This window comes from Gluconacetobacter brunescens (assembly GCF_048695475.1).
Taxonomy (GTDB): domain Bacteria; phylum Pseudomonadota; class Alphaproteobacteria; order Acetobacterales; family Acetobacteraceae; genus Gluconacetobacter.
This window is the reverse complement of sequence record NZ_JBLHEN010000001.1, coordinates 588,012-604,156: the sequence shown is the minus strand read 5'-3', so window position 1 is coordinate 604,156 and position 16,145 is coordinate 588,012. Positions and strand designations below refer to the sequence as shown.

Sequence of the window (16,145 nt, the reverse complement as noted above, 5' to 3'; positions counted from 1 at the left end):
TGGCCTTATGCGCGCCGGGTTGCCGCCGGCGCGCATGTCCGGCCGCCCTTTCAGATCGCGGCCTTGCTGTCCTCCCGGCCCAGGCGCGAATGCGAATGGCCGTAGAATGCGTAGCTGAGGATGCCCAGCACCACGTAGGTGCCCAGCAGGATCATCGGCAGCGGATTGCCGTTGAACAGAGCGCGGACCATGTCGACGAACAGGGGGCCGGCCATGATCAGGCAGAACACGATGCCCAGCGCCGGTGCCACGCCGATCCACACCCCGGCGATACGGACGCCGCCCAGCGGCACGCTGAAGGGGCGCGGCAGATCGGGCCGCGCGTTGCGCTGCCAGATGACCGTGAAGCAGACGATGCCGAAGGCGGCCGCCGTGCCCAGGCTGACCAGGTCGCTGATGATGTCGATCGGCAGGGTCGCGGTGGCGATGGCGACCAGCGCGCCCAGCACGATGGTGCCGACCCACGGCGTGCGGAAGGTGGGATGCAGGCGGCAGAAGATCGGCGGCAGCAATCCGTCGCGGGCGATGGTGAAGAAGACGCGCGTCTGGCCGTAGAGCAGGCCCAGGATGACCGAGCAGAGGCCGACCACGGCGCCGACCTTGATCAGCAGCGCCAGCCAGGGCTGGCCGATCGCGTCGACCGCGATGGCCAGAGGGTCGGCCACGCCCAACTGGCGGAAGGGAACGACGCCGATCAGCACCGTGGCGACGCACATATAGACCAGCGTGCAGAACACCAGCGAACCGATGATGCCCAATGGCACGTCGCGCCTCGGGTTGCGGGCTTCGGCCGAGGCGGTCGATACGGTCTCGAACCCCACATAGGCGAAGAAGATCACCGAGGCGGCGCGAAAGATGCCGGGTACGCCGAAATGAAACCCGCCTTCGCTGGGCGGGATGAAGGGCAGCAGGTTCTGCGGATGGACGTAGCGGATGCCGAAGATCAGGAAGAGCATCAGCACGCCGACCTTGATGAACACGATCAGTGTGTTGATCCGCGCCGATTCCTCGATGCCGAGAACCAGCAGACCCGTGACCACCGTCACCGACAGGGCGCCCACCAGGTCGATCCGGGGGGCGACCAGCAGGCTGGCGCCATGGGCCGTGGGCAGGGTCTGGACCAGGGTGGTGCTCAGGAAGGTGGGCACATGGACGCCCAGATCGTGCAGTAGGCTGGTGGCGTATCCGGAAAACCCGGCCGCCACGCCGGCGCAGGACACGCCATATTCCAGCAGCAGCAGCCACCCGACCGCCCACGCGGCCCCTTCGCCCATCGAGACATAGGCGTAGCTGTAGGCAGAGCCGGAGACGGGCATCGTCGATGCCAGTTCGCCGTAGGACAGCGCGGTGAACAGGCAGGCCAGGCCGGCGACCAGGAAGGAAAGCAGAATGGCCGGCCCGGCATAATTGGCGGCGGCGGTGCCGGTCATGACGTAAATGCCGGCGCCGATGGTGGAGCCGATCCCCAGCATCATCAACTGGATCGGGCCGAGCGTGCGCCGCAATCCGTGGTTCTGGCTCTCGGATTCGATTTGCTGGATGGTTTTTCGAAGCCGCAGGCGACTGGTAGAAGCTGGAGGGAGAGACATAAATTTCACAATATCATATCGGGGAAAGCCTGTATCGTTGCAAAAGGGGTTCGTGCGCAAGGCCGCAGGCGGCAGGGCGCGCCATGGCCCGGAGGGATGTGATGGAGGGATGTGACCGGGCGCATCGGAAGCTGTTTTCGGACAGCTTCGTCAGTGGCGACGGTCGCCCAGGATGGTGGCCACGGTCGGCTCGATCATGCGCGCGATGTCCTGTTGCGCGGCCGCGGTCGGGTGGAGCGGCGGGTCGGGCGGGGTCAGGTGCGGGTCCAGGAAGCGTGACCGGTCGGGGGCGCCGTTGGCTTCCACCGCCGTGCCGACATCGAGCAGGTGCAGCCAGGGGCGGCCCTGGCGGATGTCGGTCTCCAGCATGCTGTTCAACTGCCGCGTGTTCGCGCTGATCCAGGGGGAGCGGATCGAGGGCAGGACCTTCAGCAGCAGGATCTGCGTGGTGGGGAAGCGGGCATGGATCGTGTCGACGATGCGCGTGATCCCCGGATAGGTGTGGGCCGCGTCGATATGGACATGGCCGAAATTATTGGCGCCGATCATGATGATGAACAGGCGCGGGGACTTGCGGAAATCCAGTTCGCCATGCGCCAGCCGCCACAGGACGTGGCAGGTGCTGTCGCCCTTGAAGCCCAGATTGATGGCGTGTCGGTCACCGTAATAATGCTGCCAGACCGGGGCGAAATCGCGCCAGGGTTCCGGGCCGTGGCTCTCCCAGTTCTGGGTGATCGAATCGCCCAGCCAGACGACATCGAACGGGCCGTTGGCGATTTCGGCCTGCTTGTCGGCAAAGCGGTGGTGCCACCATGGCGTGTCCATGCGCGAGACCTGCTCGACGGCCAGATTGGCGGTCGCGGCCGGCGCGATGGCCGGGGCGGCGAGAGCGAGCAGGGTGGTGATCGCCAGCAGGGGGCGAAGGCGGGCGGAACGGGTCATGATATCCGGGGATGTCTGGAAGCTGTTAGTGGCCGAGGACGATGTAGGCGACGGCACCGGCGATGATGCAGTAATAGCCGAACGGGCGGAGCGCCCATTGCTCGTGCTTGCGGAAATAGCGCATCAGGAAGGCGGTGCTGGCCAGCGCGGTCACGGCCGCCACCACGGCGGCCACCGTGGCAAGCTGCATCTGCCCCGGCGCGAGGGTGACGTGGCGCATATGCGCGGCCTCGCGCACCGCCGCCCCGATGATGACCGGCTGGGCCATCAGGAACGAGAAATGCGCGGCGCCCTCGTGATTGAGCCTGCGGAACAGGCCGCCGACCATTGTCGCCCCCGAGCGCGAGATGCCGGGGAAGAAGGCGAGGCACTGCCACAGGCCGATGATCAGGGCGTCGGCATAGGTGAGCGAGGCGATGGGGCGCCCGGGCTGGATGGCGCGGTTACCGCGCAGCCGGTCGGCGAACAGCAGCAGGAAACCGTTGATGACGAGGAAGATCGCGGCATAGCGGGCGCTGCCGAACAATGCGCGCAGCCAATGTTCCAGCAATCCGCCGATCAGGACGGCGGGAATGGTCGCCACCACCAGCAGGGCCAGGATGTGGATGCTCTCTGCCTGCCGCTGGCTGCCGTGGCGGCCGGAAAGGCCCTGGAAGATGGCGATCCAGTCGCTGCGGAAGAAATACAGCAGCGCGACCGCCGTCCCCAGATGCAGCATGACCAGGAAGGGAAGGAAGATCTCTCCGTGCGGGTCGAACACCCAGCCGAGCAGGGCCGGGACAATGACGGCATGGCCCAGGCTGCTGACCGGGAAGAGTTCGGTCGCGCCCTGGAGGATCGCGATCATGATGGCTTGGAAAACTGTCATTGTCCGGCTGTCCATGGCGATTTAGACTGGCGTGGTGCCCATTTTTTACCAGCTCGGCAAGCACTTGCCTGAGAGTATGGCGAATTCCGGGCCGCAGGGAATGAGGAGAGAGGCATTTGGTGCGTGAAAAAGGAAGCGCGATCGTCTTCAGCAGCCTGGTCCTGCTGGTGGCGGTCGTGTTCTACGCCTACGCCCGGGCCTCGCAGACCGATCTGAGTCATGATCGCTATCCGCTGACGGCCCGGTTCATTTCCGCCAACGGCCTGCATGTGGGGGCGGATGTGCAGTTGGCGGGCGTGCCCGTGGGGCGCGTGACCGACATTGTGCTGGACCCGGCGATGGCGGTGGCGAATGTGCGCTTCACGGTGGATCGGGCGCTGTCGCTGCCGAGCGACAGCGCGGTGATGATCGGCAGCGCGACCATGACCAGCGACGATTCGCTGATGATCCAGCCGGGTAAGGCAAAGGACAGGCTGGCAGCCGGCGCGGTGATCACCAACGCGCAGGAAGCCGTCAGCCTGGAACAGCAGGTCAGTAATTATATCTTCGGGAATGGTGGCCTGCCCTCCGATTCGGCGCCGTAGCCCGCGCCGGGGGCGCCGCGGAACAGGCTCTCAGTCGTTAAGCGGATAGGAGGCCAGGAGTTTCTTCTGGAGACGCCAGTAACGCAGCATCGTGAAGGCGCCGGATGACCGCCAGCCGGCCTTTTTCTTCTTTGCGCCGATGCGGAACGTTTCGCGGTAATGCATGAACTGCGCGGCATAGGCCTCGCGCAGCGTGGTGCGGGAATCCCAGATATGGGTCGCCTCCGACCCCACGCCGTTGATCTCGATGATCTCGAACCCCCGGCCGAGTCGAAGGGCGGCGATCGATTCGAATTTCAGGTCGATTCGGCCGAAATGGAAATCGGGGATGTCGCGCATGATCCGGTCGATCTGCTCGGTCAGGGCCGGCGTGATGTCGTCGGCGCCATTGCGGAAGATCGAGCCCTTGCAGTGATTGCCGGCGAAGACCAGGCGCATCGTCTCGCCCGCCGGCAGGACGTCGTGAACCCGCGCGCCAAGGCGGGGCAGGTAGAGATGCGGCACCAGGCGGGTGCGGGCGTCGGCGTCGATCAGCTCGCGGACGGTCGAGCGGCCGTCACCGACCAGGAGCGGCGCTTCCTTGTAGGTGAGCGATGTGATCCGGCCCCGTTCTTCGTCGGGATGGCGGATGTAGAAGACGCCGGCCTCGTGCTCGAAGGGAATGAGCCGCTGCATCACTAGCCGGATGTCCGGCGGAAACAGCGCAACCGCCGCAGCCAGTTCCGCAGGCGTGGTGACCAGCTTCACACCCGTGCCGTTGCATCCGACATCGGGCTTCACGACCACCGGCAGCGCCAGCCCGGCCCGGGCCAGGGCCGCTGTCGCGGCGGCCGCGTCGTCGGCCGATCCGGTGGTGACGGTGGTGTAGGGCGCGATCCACTGGCGCGCGACATCGCCGGCCATGTCCAGGATATCGGTCTTGCTTTCCCCGCACAGGCCGCCGGTTTCGATCCGTGGGTTGGCGGCGGTGGGCAGGCTGAGATCGCCGTGGCGCAGGCCCATCAGGATCCAGTACAGCACGATGGGCGTGTAGAACGCCCAGCCCGGCCAGAATTCGAACATCGACAGCGGCGACGGCGGCCGGGATGCGCCGGCCTCGGAGGGGGCGGCGGTGGAGACATGGGTCATCGGGACGGACTCCGCACATTGGCCACGATCCGGCCGACGAGAAGAATGGTCAGGGCGAATCCTCCCATTCCGGCCCATTTCCATGCACCCAGATGGGTGATCAGGAAATGGCCGACCTGTAGCGATACCGCGAAGAGCAGCGTTGTCCAGATTAGGGTTGCCAGGATCGCCGCCAGCGCGAAGCGCCGCACCGATGCGTTGAAGAACCCGCAGGCGGTATAGAGCGGCAGGCGCGCGCCGGGGATGAAGCGGCTGATGAACACGATGCGGAATACATTGCGGCCGAACCAGTTTCCGCCGTTCTCGTCCTGGGGAACCTTGACCCAGCGCCGGGCCGCCGGCCACAGGGCCGCGAGCCTGCCCAGGCCGTATAGGCCCAGATCGCCGGCCACGATCCCGACATAAAGCGCGAGTAAGGCAACGGGCAGGGCGACCTGGCCGGTCTGGACTTCCATCGCGGTCATGATGGTCGCGGCGTCTTCGAGGATGAAGGTGCCGATGATGATGACCAGCGCCTGGATGAGGGGCGCGGCCCCGGCTTTGGCGAACAGGGCGGAGAGTGAGGGAAACATGACCGGGTTACCGCCGTTCAATCCCGGAACGGCAGAAAAAATCGGGTCGGAATCCTCACGTCGTGAACCTCTTGCCCATGGAACCCGTTCCACGCGGCGGCCGGACGAACCGGCCGGGGCGGTGCCCGGACTGCGGACCTTGTGGCATGCTTCGCGATCACCGCCAAATCGCCTGCCGCCAGCGGCGAGGATTGAAAGCCCCCGGTCGGTTGTGGCACAGCTTCGGTCATGATCGGACGCCGTGATTTCCTGCTGTCGGCCTCGGCCGCTTTCGCTGCCGTGCCCGTGGCGCGCGCGGCGACGCAATCCTATGCCGCATTCCTGGCCGGGGTGCGGGCCGAAGCGGTGGGGCATGGCCTGTCGGCCACGATCATCGACCGTGCCCTGGCGCTGCATGCGCCGAATGCGCGGGTGCTGGAACTGGATCGCCACCAGCCCGAATTCACCCTGACCTGGGCGCAATATCGCCAGAAGGTGCTGACGGAAAAGAAGATTGCCGACGGGCGCGCGGCGGCGGCCAGCCGCGCCACGTTGCTGGCGGATGTCAGCGGGCATTTCAGTGTCGACCGCCAGCCGCTGGTGGGGATCTGGGGGCTGGAATCGGCCTATGGCACGCGGATGGGGTCGTTCCATGTCGCGGACGCGCTGGCCACGCTGGCCTATGACGGGCGACGGGCGTCGTTCTTCCGGGGCGAACTGATGAATGCGCTGCGGATTCTCGATCATGGGGATGTCGCACCCGATTCGATGCTGGGCAGTTATGCCGGCGCGATGGGGCAGCCCCAGTTCATGCCCAGTGCCTATCTGCGTTATGCCGTCGATTTTACCGGCAGCGGCCGCCGGGACATCTGGAACAGCGAACCCGACGTCATGGCCTCGATCGCCAACTATCTGGCCCGTTGCGGCTGGGTGGCCGGCGAGCCCTGGGGGCAGGAGATCACGGTGCCGGCAACCCTGGCGCAGGCCGAGCTGGGGCGCGGCAATGTCCGTACCCTGGAGGACTGGATGGGGCAGGGCGTGCGCCGGGCCGATGGGCGCGCATTTTCGCGCACCGATATTCGCGGGGCGGTGATCCGTCCGGACGGGCCTGGGGGGGAGGCCTTCATGGTCTATCGCAATTTCTCGGTCATCCGGCGTTATAATCCGTCGGATTTCTATGCGCTGGCCGTTGGCCTGCTGGGTCGCGACGTCACGTGACGCGCCGCGTCCTGCCCGTGACGCTGGCCGTGCTGGGGCTGGCGGGCTGCCATCGGGCCGAACCGCCGCTGCCGCCGGCCAACCCGCATTACGTGGTGGGGTCGCCTTACCGGATGGGTGGGGTCTGGCAGTATCCGCGCGAGGATTTCGGCTACCGGCAGACCGGGCTGGCGGTCGCCGACCCCGACCAGACGCCATACATCACCGCCGACGGCGAGCAGTACGATCCGCAATCGCTGACCGGCCGCCATGCCACCCTGCAACTGCCGGCGATCGTGACGGTGCGCAATATGGAGAACGGGCGGGAACTGACCATCCGCCTGAACGATCGGGGCCCGGAGGAGCGTGGGCGCCTGGTCGGCCTGACGCCCCGCGTGGCGGCCCTGCTGGGGATCGGTGCCCATCCTGTGCAGGTCGAGATCATCGGACACGAGGCCGAGAACGAGCAACTGGCCGAGGCGTTGCCGGGCGGCCAGCATCTGGATGTCTCGGCCGCGCCGGTCGACCAGATTCGCGCGGAATCGCTCGATCGTCCGGGGAGCGGCGGGACGGTCGTCTCGGCGCCGAACGGTTCGGTCGGGACCACCGATGTCTCGGCCCTGATGCGCGACCTGCCGCCTGACGTGCGGCAGGGCTACGTTCAGGGCGGCATGTTGTGGGTGGATGCGGGAACATTTTCCACCCTGCGCTATGCTCAGGTGGCCGCCGCGCGGACCGGTGGACGGGTGATCCCGATACAGGAGCGCGGGCGGGCACTGTGGAGGGTCCATGTGGGGCCCTTCATGAATGTCGCCGGGGCGGACAGGGCGCTGGACCAGCTTTTGGGCGCCGGAATGACCGGTGCCCGGATCGTCGTCGAATAAGGATGAACGTGCAAACCCGAAGGTTTCTTCTGGCCGGGACGGCTTCATTGGCCGCTACCGGTTCTCTGGCGGCTGCCGCGCCGCGCCGGCATCATCCGCATGGCGCCAAAGGTGCGCCGTCCGCCGCGCAATCGGATGACGAATCCGGCCCGGACCAGGCTGCGGCACCCGCCGGGCCGCCGGCTGCCAGCATGATCGGGCCGGTCGATACCGTCGCCCGCTGGGCGTGCATCGTGGATGTGACCACCGGCACGGTACTGCTGGAAAAAGCGGCCGACGAGCGTATGCCGCCTTCGTCGCTGACCAAGATGATGACGGCCTATATCGTCTTCGGCATGCTGAAGGCCGGGCGGCTGAAGCTGGACCAGGCGTTGCCGGTCAGCGAGAAAGCCTGGCGCATGCAGGGCTCGAAGATGTTTGTGCCCCTCGGCGAGAGCATTCCGGTGCAGGATCTGATCCAGGGCATGGTCATCCAGTCCGGCAACGATGCATGCATCGTGCTGGCGGAAGGCATTTCCGGCTCGGAGGAGCAGTTCGTCGCCCTGATGAACGAAACCGGGGGCAAGATCGGGCTGACCAATTCGCATTTCATGAATGCGACCGGCTGGCCGGCCGACAACCATTATATGAGCGCCCGCGACGTGGCGACGGTGGCAGTGCGGCTGATCCGCGATTTCCCGGAATATTATCACTTCTTCTCGGAGAAGGATTTCCGCTTCAACAAGATCTCGCAGGGCAACCGCAACGTGCTGGTGGACAAGGGGCTGGCCGACGGGCTGAAGACCGGCCACACCGATGCCGGCGGGTTCGGGCTGTGCGCCAGTGCCGATCGCGGCGGCAACCGCGTGGTGCTGGCGCTGAACGGCATGCCGTCGAGCAACGCCCGCGCGCATGAGGGCGAACGGCTGCTGGAATGGACGTTCGCGAATTTCGAGAACGCGACGCTGTTCCGCCGGGGCGATGTGGTGGAGCAGGCGGCCGTGTGGCTGGGCACCCAGCCGACCGTGCCGCTGGTCGCGACCCGCGACGTGGTGATGACGCTGCCGCATGGGTGGCGGACGCGGGTGCATATCGGGGTGGATTATCAGGCGCCTGTGGCTGCACCGGTGGCGGCGGGGCAGGTGCTGGGTGACCTGGTGCTGACGAATCCCGGCCTGCCGGATATCCGGATGCAGCTTGTGGCCGGACAGGCCGTGCCGAGGCTGGGCCTGCTGGCACGGGCCTCGACGGTGCTGGGCCAGAAACTGGGCCGGCACTGAGAGCGGTGCCGGGTCTGTTCATTACGTTCGAGGGTGGCGAGGGGGCGGGTAAATCCACCCAGGTCGGTCTGTTGGAAGCGCATCTGCGGGCGGGCGGGCATGATGTGGTGCGCACGCGCGAGCCGGGTGGAACCCCGGGCGCCGAGGCGCTGCGCGACTTCCTGCTGTTCGGCGGCCATGATCTGTCGCTGCGCGCCGAGATCCTGGCCCATTTCGCGGCGCGGTGCGACCATGTGGACCGGCTGATCCGGCCGGCGCTGGCGCGCGGCGCGGTGGTGATCTGCGACCGGTTTGCGGATTCGACCATGGCCTATCAGGGTTATGGGATCGGGCAGGGTGACCCCGCGACGATCGGGCTGATCGAGGTGCTGACCAGTCAGGTCGGGCTGACGCCGGACCTGACGCTGGTGCTGACCCTGGAGCGCGCGCGGGCGTTGCAGCGCCTGCATGCGCGGGGCGGCCGGTCCGACCGCTATGAAGCGGCGGACGAGGCGTTCCATGCCCGTGTGGCCGAGGGGTTTGCCGCGATTGCCGGGGCCCAGGTGGGGCGGTGCGTCTGTGTGGCCGCCGACCGGCCGGCGGAGGCGATTGCGGAAGAGATTGCCCGACTGGTCGATGCGCGGCTGGCGGGAGCCGCCTGAATGGCGGGTACCGCGCCACGCGACGGCCCGGAGCCGGTGGGGCATGACGATGCCCGGCGCGCGTTTGAGGACGCATGGGGCGCCGGGCGGCTGCATCATGCCTGGCTGCTGACCGGCCCCGAGGGAATCGGCAAGGCGAGCTTTGCCTTTTGGATGGCGCGGGTGCTGCTGAAGGCGACGGCGGCGGACAGCACCGCCGCGCGGCGGATCGCCGCCGGCAGCCATGCCGACCTGCTCTATATCGCCCGTGGCGTGGACGAGAAGCGCCAGCGGATGCGTGCCGAGATCGTGGCCGACGACGTGCGCCCGATCGGACAGTTCCTGCACCGTACGGCAGCCGAGGATGGTTGGCGCGTGGTGATCGTGGACGGCGCGGAGTTCATGAATCGCAGTGCCGCCAATGCGATCCTGAAAATCCTGGAAGAGCCGCCGCCCCGCGCGATCCTGATCCTGACCTGTGCCGCGCCGGGCCGCCTGTTGCCGACCATCCGCAGCCGGTGCCGCACGCTGCGGATGGAGCCGTTGCCGCCGGCGCAGATGCAGGAGGTTCTGGCCCGCGTGGCGGTGGATGTCTCGCCCGAGGAGATCGCGCGGGTGGCGCCGCTGGCCCATGGGGCGCCCGGTCGGGCGCTGGCGCTGCTGGCGGGCGATGGTGCCGTGCTGGGCGCGCTGGTGGCGCGCGTGCTTGAGACGCCGCCGGACGAGGGGGCGATGTACGAGATCGCGGAAAGCGTGCTGAAGCGGGAAAATGGCTTTCCGGTCTTCTTCGATCTGTTGTGTGATGCCATATCGAAGCGTGCGCGCGCCCTTGCTTTGCGCGATGGGCGTGGCGGAGAGCACGCGGACGGATCGTTGTCGGCGCACCGCATGGCGGAGCTTTGGCGCCGCCTGACCGATCTTCGGGTCGAGACGGAACGGTTCAATCTGGATAAACAACAGGCCCTGCTGAGTGGCCTGACTTTGGTGAGTGGAAGATGACAGGGCGCTATTACGTCACGACACCGATCTATTATGTGAACGGGGCGCCGCATATCGGTCACGCCTATACCTCCGTCGCCGCCGACATCATGGCGCGCTTCAAGCGGCTGGCGGGCGATGACGTCTTCTTCCTGACCGGCACCGACGAGCATGGGCAGAAGGTGGAGCAGGCGGCGCAGGCCGCCGGCGTGGCGCCGATCGCCTTTGCCGACCAGGTTTCGGCCGATTTCCGTGCGATGTACGACGTGATGAATGTTTCGTACGATGATTTCATCCGCACGACGGAGCCTCGGCACATCGCGGGCGCCCAGGCACTGTGGGAGCGGATCGCGGCGAACGGGCATATCTATCTGGGCGCTTATGAAGGCTGGTACGCGCTGCGCGACGAGAGCTTCTACAACGAGGACGAACTGGTCACCCGCCCGGACGGCACGAAGGTGGCGCCGACCGGCGCGCCGGTCGAATGGGTGCGCGAGCCGTCCTACTTCTTCAAACTGTCGGAATTCGCCGATCGGCTGCTCGAACTGTACGAGACCCGGCCCGGCTTCATCGAGCCCGCGTCGCGGCGTAACGAGGTGGCCAGTTTCGTGCGGCAGGGGCTGCGTGACCTGTCGATCAGCCGCACCAGCTTCCGCTGGGGCATCCCGGTGCCCGGCGATCCGGACCATGTGATGTATGTGTGGGTGGATGCGCTGGCCAACTATCTGTCGGCCATCGGCTTCCCCGATGCCGACAACCCCCGCGCCGGGTTCTGGCCCGCCAACCTGCATCTGGTGGGCAAGGATATCGTCCGCTTCCATGCGGTCTATTGGCCGGCGCTGCTGATGGCCGCCGGGCTGGACCTGCCGGAATGCGTGTTCTCGCATGGATGGTGGACCATCGAGGGCGAGAAGATGAGCAAGTCGCTGGGCAATGTCGTCGATCCGCGCGACCTAGTGGCGCAGTTCGGCGTCGATCCGGTGCGCTTCTTCCTGATGCGCGAAATGCCGTTCGGCGGTGATAGCGACCTGAGCCGACGGGCCATCATCAACCGGCTGAATGTCGAACTGGCGAATGATCTGGGCAACCTGGCCCAGCGCACCCTCACACAGGTGGCGCGCAATTGCGGTGGCGTGCTGCCCGCGCAGGGCGTGAGGACCGAGGCCGACGACGCCCTGCTGGCGCAGGCGGCGCTGCTGCCGACACTGATGCAGGGCCATATCGACCGCCATGCGCTGACCGATGCGCTGGAGGATGTGTGGCGGGTGATCCGGGCCTGCAACGCCTATATCGACCATCAGGCCCCCTGGGCGCTGCGCAAGACAGACCCGGAGCGGATGGCGGTGGTGCTGCGTGTGCTGGTGGACGCGCTGCGTGTGATCGGCACCATGCTCCAACCCTACATGCCCGCCAGCATTGGCGCGATGCTGACGCAGCTTGGGGTGGCGGAGGACGAGCGCGATTTCGCGTCGCTGGATCGTCCGCTGCCCGAAGGTCGCGTTCTGCCCGCGCCGCAGGGGGTCTTCCCGCGTTATGTGGAGGAAGCGGCGCAATGAGTGGGGCCGCGACCGGGCTGATCGATTCGCATTGTCATCTCGACCATTTCACCGATGAGGAGATCCCGGGCCTGCTGGACCGGGCACGCGCGGCTGGTGTGGACGGGATGGTGACGATCGGCACCCGCCTGTCGCGGGCGCAGCAGCAGAAGGACCTGACCCGCTTCGACCGGCCGGATGTGCGGGTGTGGTGTACGGTCGGCACCCATCCCGACCATGTCGAGGAATGCGACGTGGCCGATGCCGACGGCATCATCGCGCTGGCCGACGATCCGCGCGTGGTCGGGATCGGGGAGAGCGGCCTGGATTATTTCCATGGTGCCGAAGCTGTGCGGCCGTTGCAGCAGGCGCGCTTTCGCGCGCATATCGCGGCGGCGCGGCGCATGGACCTGCCGCTGGTGATCCATGCGCGCGAGGCGGATGCGGACGTTGCGGCGATCCTGCGCGAGGAAGTGGAAGCCCATGGGCGGTTCCGTTTCCTGCTGCATTGCTTCGCCTCGGGTCCCGATCTGGCGCGGGCGGGGCTGGAACTGGGCGGGTATATCAGCTTCTCGGGAATCCTGACCTTTCCGCGTTCCGACGCGCTGCGGGCGATTGCGCGCGATATCCCCGAGGATCGGCTGCTGGTCGAAACCGACTCGCCTTACCTGGCGCCGGTGCCGCGTCGCGGCAAGCGCAACGAGCCGGCGCTGGTCGCCCATACCGCGCTGCGGCTGGCCGAAGAGCGCGGCATGACGCCCGAACATCTGGCGGAGCGGACCACGGAAAATTTCCGCCGCCTGTTCAGCCGGGCGGTCTGAGCGATGGAACTGGTCGTCCTGGGATGTGGCGGATCCGCCGGCGTGCCGATGATCGGCGGGCCGGATGGCCGGGGCGACTGGGGGCTTTGCGATCCGGCGGAACCCCGCAATGCGCGCAGCCGGGCATCGGTCCTGCTGCGGGGCGATGACGGGCAGGCGGTGCTGATCGATACCGGGCCCGATTTGCGCGCGCAGTTGCTGGCGCAGGGCATCGATCGGTTCGATGCGATTCTATACACCCATGCCCATTCCGACCATATCGCGGGGCTGGACGAGGTTCGGGCGGTCAACCGGGCGATCGACCGGCCCCTGCCGGTGCTTGCCACGCCGCCGGTGCTGGCGGAGCTGGAGGCGCGGTTCAATTATGCGTTCCGCCCGTGGGTTCCGCCCGGCTTCTATCGGCCGGTCGTGGTGCCGCGGGAGGTGCATGCCGGCCAGACGCACGACGTCGCGGGGCTGCGCCTGACTCTGTTCGAGCAGATTCATGGCCGTACGCTCTCGCTGGGGGTGCGGTGCGGGACAGTTGCCTATTCCACCGATGTGGTGGATCTGCCGGAAGAGGCGTTTGCCGCCCTGGAGGGGGTCGAGACCTGGCTGGTGGATTGTTTCCAGCGGACCGGGCCGCACAATGCCCATGCCTGGCTGGATCTGGTGCTGGAATGGCGCGAGCGCGTGGCGCCGCGCCGGATGATCCTGACGCATATGGGCACTGACATGGATTGGGCGTGGATGCGCGACAACCTGCCGGAGGGCGTGGAAGCCGCCTTCGACGGCCTGCGAGTGCCTTTTCGCTGACCCGCGCATGACCGCGGGGGCGGCGGGTCGTTTCGAAAAACTCCTGCTGTCCGGGTGTGTGTTTCCGGAGCGCGCGCGATTTAGGTTGAATCCCGAACGCGGGGAGCGATAGCCTCGGCAATGACGGCCCGGGATTTCGCAGCGCGATACCTGACTGCGATTCCACCATTGCCAGTCGCCCTTGTCTGGGGCGGCAGCGTGCCTATCTGCCTGTAAACGGGCAAGACAGCAAGGGGGATTGTGTATTGACCACCCGATTGCAGAGCGAACAGGACTGACGGTTCTTCCCGCTCCGGGGACGGCTCCCCGGAGGCAACGCCTATCCATGGTGCATGGCGCCCAGACGCAGTGACGGATTCTGGCGCCGGTTCGGAGACTCCCCAGGATGGTTTCTGATTTCAACGTGTTTTCTCTGGCGACTGCGATGCGCGATCAGCGTCGCGAAATCGAGATGAGCCTGTCTGACTATCTTGAAGCCTGCCGTACCGATCCGTCCTGCTACGCGACCGCGGCGGAGCGGATGCTGAAGGCGATCGGCGAACCCAGGAGTGTCGATACCTCGCGCGATCCGCGCCTGTCGCGCATCTTCATGAACCGTACCCTGAGGATCTATCCGGCCTTCTCCGATTTCTACGGCATGGAGGAGACGATCGAGCAGATCGTGGGCTTCTTCCGCCATGCGGCGCAGGGATTGGAGGAACGCAAGCAGATCCTCTATCTGCTCGGCCCTGTCGGAGGCGGTAAGTCGTCCCTTGGCGAGCGGCTGAAGGCGCTGATGGAGAAGGAGCCGATCTATGTGCTGAAGGCCGGGCGGCATGTCAGCCCCGTCTTCGAAAGCCCGCTGGGCCTGTTCGATCCTGACCGCATGGGGGCCGCGCTGGAGGAACAGTACGGCATTCCGCGCCGGCTGCTGGGCGGCGTTGCCAGCCCGTGGGCGCTGAAGCGGCTGGAGGAATTCGACGGCGACCTGTCGCGCTTTTCCGTCGTCAAGGTGCATCCGTCGCGGCTGCGCCAGATCGCGATCGCGAAGACCGAACCCGGCGACGACAACAACCAGGACGTGTCGGCGCTGGTGGGCAAGGTCGATATCCGGCAGCTCGAACATTTCAGCCAGAACGATCCGGATGCCTACAGCTTCTCGGGCGGCCTGAACCGCGCGAATCAGGGGCTGCTGGAATTCGTCGAGATGTTCAAGGCGCCGATCAAGATGCTGCACCCGCTGCTGACGGCGACACAGGAGGGCAATTACGTCGGCACCGAGAATATCGGCAGCATTCCCTTTACCGGCGTGATCCTGGCCCATTCGAACGAAGCCGAGTGGCAGACCTTCCGCAACAACCGCACCAACGAGGCCTTTCTGGACCGCGTCTGCGTCATCAAGGTGCCCTACTGCCTGCGGGTGGCGGAGGAGACGAAGATCTACGAGAAGCTGGTGCAGTCCTCCAGCCTGGCGAACGCACCCTGCGCGCCCAACACGCTGGAAATGCTGGCCCGTTTCGCGGTCCTGTCGCGGCTGAAGCCGCATCCGAACTCCACCCAGTTCGCCAAGATGCGGGTCTATGACGGCGAGAACATCCGCGAGACCGACCCCAAGGCGCGCACGATGCAGGAATATCGCGATGCCGCCGGGGTGGACGAGGGGATGGACGGCGTGTCCACCCGCTTTGCCTACAAGGTGCTGTCCGCGACCTTCAACCATGATTCGGCCGAGATTTCCGCCGACCCGGTGCATCTGATGTATGTGCTGGAACAGGCGGTGCGGCGTGAGCAGTTTCCGACCGAAATCGAGGCGCACTATCTGGCGACGCTGAAATCGGAACTGGCGGGACGTTATGCCGAGTTCCTGGGCCACGAGATCCAGAAGGCCTATCTCGAGAGCTATAACGATTACGGCCAGAACCTGTTCGACCGTTATCTGGATTATGCCGATGCCTGGATCGAGGATCAGGATTTCAAGGACCCGGATACCGGGCAGATGCTCAATCGCGAGCTGCTGAACGCGGAGCTGACCAAGATCGAGAAACCCGCTGGGATCGCCAACCCCAAGGATTTCCGCAACGAGGTGGTGAAGTTCTCGCTGCGCGCGCGGGCCGGCAATGGCGGGCGGAATCCGTCCTGGACCTCCTACGAGAAGATCCGCGACGTGATCGAGAAGCGGATGTTCAGCCAGGTCGAGGATCTGCTGCCGGTGATCAGTTTCGGCTCCAAGAAGGACGGCGAGACCGAGCGCAAGCATGACGAGTTCGTCGAGCGGATGGTCTCGCGCGGATATACGGAACGTCAGGTCCGCCGGCTCGTTGAGTGGTACATGCGGGTGAAGCAGTCCGCCTGAGGCGCTGTTGCCAGGGTGCCGCTGATGGCCGGTCCCGTGCGCGGTTTCCATGCCTCGCGGCG

The 16,145-nt window shown here is 66.4% G+C and carries 15 protein-coding genes; 10 read left to right on the top strand and 5 right to left on the bottom strand.

What is annotated here, in order from left to right:
- Window positions 1-50: 50 nt before the first annotated feature.
- The 3 genes from ACMAUO_RS02615 to ACMAUO_RS02605 form a co-directional block, all read right to left on the bottom strand.
- On the bottom strand, window positions 51-1,589 hold the full coding sequence (locus ACMAUO_RS02615) for an APC family permease (RefSeq protein ID WP_420355435.1): 1,539 nt from the start codon (window positions 1,587-1,589) through the stop codon (window positions 51-53).
- Between the two features lie 150 nt (window positions 1,590-1,739).
- Window positions 1,740-2,531: a GDSL-type esterase/lipase family protein gene (locus ACMAUO_RS02610; protein WP_420355434.1), complete on the bottom strand. Its 792-nt coding sequence runs from the start codon at window positions 2,529-2,531 to the stop codon at window positions 1,740-1,742.
- Between the two features lie 25 nt (window positions 2,532-2,556).
- On the bottom strand, window positions 2,557-3,399 hold the full coding sequence (locus ACMAUO_RS02605; protein ID WP_420355433.1) for an undecaprenyl-diphosphate phosphatase: 843 nt from the start codon (window positions 3,397-3,399) through the stop codon (window positions 2,557-2,559).
- A gap of 116 nt (window positions 3,400-3,515) precedes the next feature.
- Between ACMAUO_RS02605 and ACMAUO_RS02600 the strand changes: the two genes are divergently transcribed.
- Window positions 3,516-3,983 carry an MlaD family protein gene (locus ACMAUO_RS02600; RefSeq protein WP_420355432.1) on the top strand — a complete coding sequence of 156 codons (468 nt, stop codon included), beginning with the start codon at window positions 3,516-3,518 and terminating at the stop codon, window positions 3,981-3,983.
- Window positions 3,984-4,013: 30 nt separating this feature from the next.
- On the opposite strand, the gene ACMAUO_RS02595 is transcribed toward ACMAUO_RS02600, so the two are convergent.
- The gene (locus ACMAUO_RS02595) at window positions 4,014-5,111 is read right to left on the bottom strand and encodes a D-alanine--D-alanine ligase (RefSeq protein WP_420355431.1); all 1,098 of its coding nucleotides are present in this window, start codon (window positions 5,109-5,111) and stop codon (window positions 4,014-4,016) included.
- A complete protein-coding gene (locus ACMAUO_RS02590; RefSeq protein ID WP_420355430.1) occupies window positions 5,108-5,683 on the bottom strand; it encodes a DedA family protein in 576 nt (191 codons plus the stop codon). Before ACMAUO_RS02590 ends, ACMAUO_RS02595 begins: the two co-directional genes overlap by 4 nt.
- 228 nt (window positions 5,684-5,911) lie before the next feature.
- Here ACMAUO_RS02590 and ACMAUO_RS02585 point away from each other — a divergent pair, with 228 nt between their 5' ends.
- The 9 genes from ACMAUO_RS02585 (at window position 5,912) to ACMAUO_RS02545 (ending at window position 16,083) form a co-directional block, all read left to right on the top strand.
- On the top strand, window positions 5,912-6,880 hold the full coding sequence (locus ACMAUO_RS02585) for a lytic murein transglycosylase (RefSeq protein ID WP_420355429.1): 969 nt from the start codon (window positions 5,912-5,914) through the stop codon (window positions 6,878-6,880).
- The gene (locus ACMAUO_RS02580) at window positions 6,877-7,743 is read left to right on the top strand and encodes an RlpA-like double-psi beta-barrel domain-containing protein (RefSeq protein ID WP_420355428.1); all 867 of its coding nucleotides are present in this window, start codon (window positions 6,877-6,879) and stop codon (window positions 7,741-7,743) included. Before ACMAUO_RS02585 ends, ACMAUO_RS02580 begins: the two co-directional genes overlap by 4 nt.
- Window positions 7,744-7,745: 2 nt before the next feature.
- Window positions 7,746-9,002: a serine hydrolase gene (locus ACMAUO_RS02575; RefSeq protein ID WP_420355427.1), complete on the top strand. Its 1,257-nt coding sequence runs from the start codon at window positions 7,746-7,748 to the stop codon at window positions 9,000-9,002.
- A gap of 5 nt (window positions 9,003-9,007) precedes the next feature.
- Window positions 9,008-9,643 carry a dTMP kinase gene (tmk, locus tag ACMAUO_RS02570; RefSeq protein ID WP_420355426.1) on the top strand — a complete coding sequence of 212 codons (636 nt, stop codon included), beginning with the start codon at window positions 9,008-9,010 and terminating at the stop codon, window positions 9,641-9,643.
- Window positions 9,644-10,621, top strand: a complete 978-nt coding sequence (locus ACMAUO_RS02565) for a DNA polymerase III subunit delta' (RefSeq protein WP_420355425.1) — start codon at window positions 9,644-9,646, stop codon at window positions 10,619-10,621.
- Complete coding sequence (gene metG / locus ACMAUO_RS02560; RefSeq protein WP_420355424.1) at window positions 10,618-12,156, top strand: methionine--tRNA ligase; 1,539 nt, start codon at window positions 10,618-10,620, stop codon at window positions 12,154-12,156. The genes ACMAUO_RS02565 and metG overlap by 4 nt, the downstream gene beginning before the upstream one ends.
- Window positions 12,153-12,956 carry a TatD family hydrolase gene (locus ACMAUO_RS02555; protein WP_420355423.1) on the top strand — a complete coding sequence of 268 codons (804 nt, stop codon included), beginning with the start codon at window positions 12,153-12,155 and terminating at the stop codon, window positions 12,954-12,956. Before metG ends, ACMAUO_RS02555 begins: the two co-directional genes overlap by 4 nt.
- Before the next feature lie 3 nt (window positions 12,957-12,959).
- On the top strand, window positions 12,960-13,751 hold the full coding sequence (locus ACMAUO_RS02550; protein WP_420355422.1) for an MBL fold metallo-hydrolase: 792 nt from the start codon (window positions 12,960-12,962) through the stop codon (window positions 13,749-13,751).
- Between the two features lie 385 nt (window positions 13,752-14,136).
- Window positions 14,137-16,083, top strand: coding sequence for a PrkA family serine protein kinase (locus tag ACMAUO_RS02545; protein WP_420355421.1), 1,947 nt, complete (start codon window positions 14,137-14,139; stop codon window positions 16,081-16,083).
- Window positions 16,084-16,145 lie beyond the last annotated feature (62 nt).

Bases quoted from the DNA above. Each gene is read 5' to 3' on its own strand.
- ACMAUO_RS02615 (WP_420355435.1), bottom strand. From the start codon at position 1,589: ATGTCTCTCCCTCCAGCTTCTACCAGTCGCCTGCGGCTTCGAAAAACC.
- ACMAUO_RS02610 (WP_420355434.1), bottom strand. From the start codon at position 2,531: ATGACCCGTTCCGCCCGCCTTCGCCCCCTGCTGGCGATCACCACCCTG.
- ACMAUO_RS02605 (WP_420355433.1), bottom strand. From the start codon at position 3,399: ATGACAGTTTTCCAAGCCATCATGATCGCGATCCTCCAGGGCGCGACC.
- ACMAUO_RS02595 (WP_420355431.1), bottom strand. From the start codon at position 5,111: ATGACCCATGTCTCCACCGCCGCCCCCTCCGAGGCCGGCGCATCCCGG.
- ACMAUO_RS02590 (WP_420355430.1), bottom strand. From the start codon at position 5,683: ATGTTTCCCTCACTCTCCGCCCTGTTCGCCAAAGCCGGGGCCGCGCCC.
- ACMAUO_RS02585 (WP_420355429.1), top strand. From the start codon at position 5,912: ATGATCGGACGCCGTGATTTCCTGCTGTCGGCCTCGGCCGCTTTCGCT.
- ACMAUO_RS02575 (WP_420355427.1), top strand. From the start codon at position 7,746: ATGAACGTGCAAACCCGAAGGTTTCTTCTGGCCGGGACGGCTTCATTG.
- ACMAUO_RS02565 (WP_420355425.1), top strand. From the start codon at position 9,644: ATGGCGGGTACCGCGCCACGCGACGGCCCGGAGCCGGTGGGGCATGAC.
- metG (WP_420355424.1), top strand. From the start codon at position 10,618: ATGACAGGGCGCTATTACGTCACGACACCGATCTATTATGTGAACGGG.
- ACMAUO_RS02555 (WP_420355423.1), top strand. From the start codon at position 12,153: ATGAGTGGGGCCGCGACCGGGCTGATCGATTCGCATTGTCATCTCGAC.
- ACMAUO_RS02550 (WP_420355422.1), top strand. From the start codon at position 12,960: ATGGAACTGGTCGTCCTGGGATGTGGCGGATCCGCCGGCGTGCCGATG.
- ACMAUO_RS02545 (WP_420355421.1), top strand. From the start codon at position 14,137: ATGGTTTCTGATTTCAACGTGTTTTCTCTGGCGACTGCGATGCGCGAT.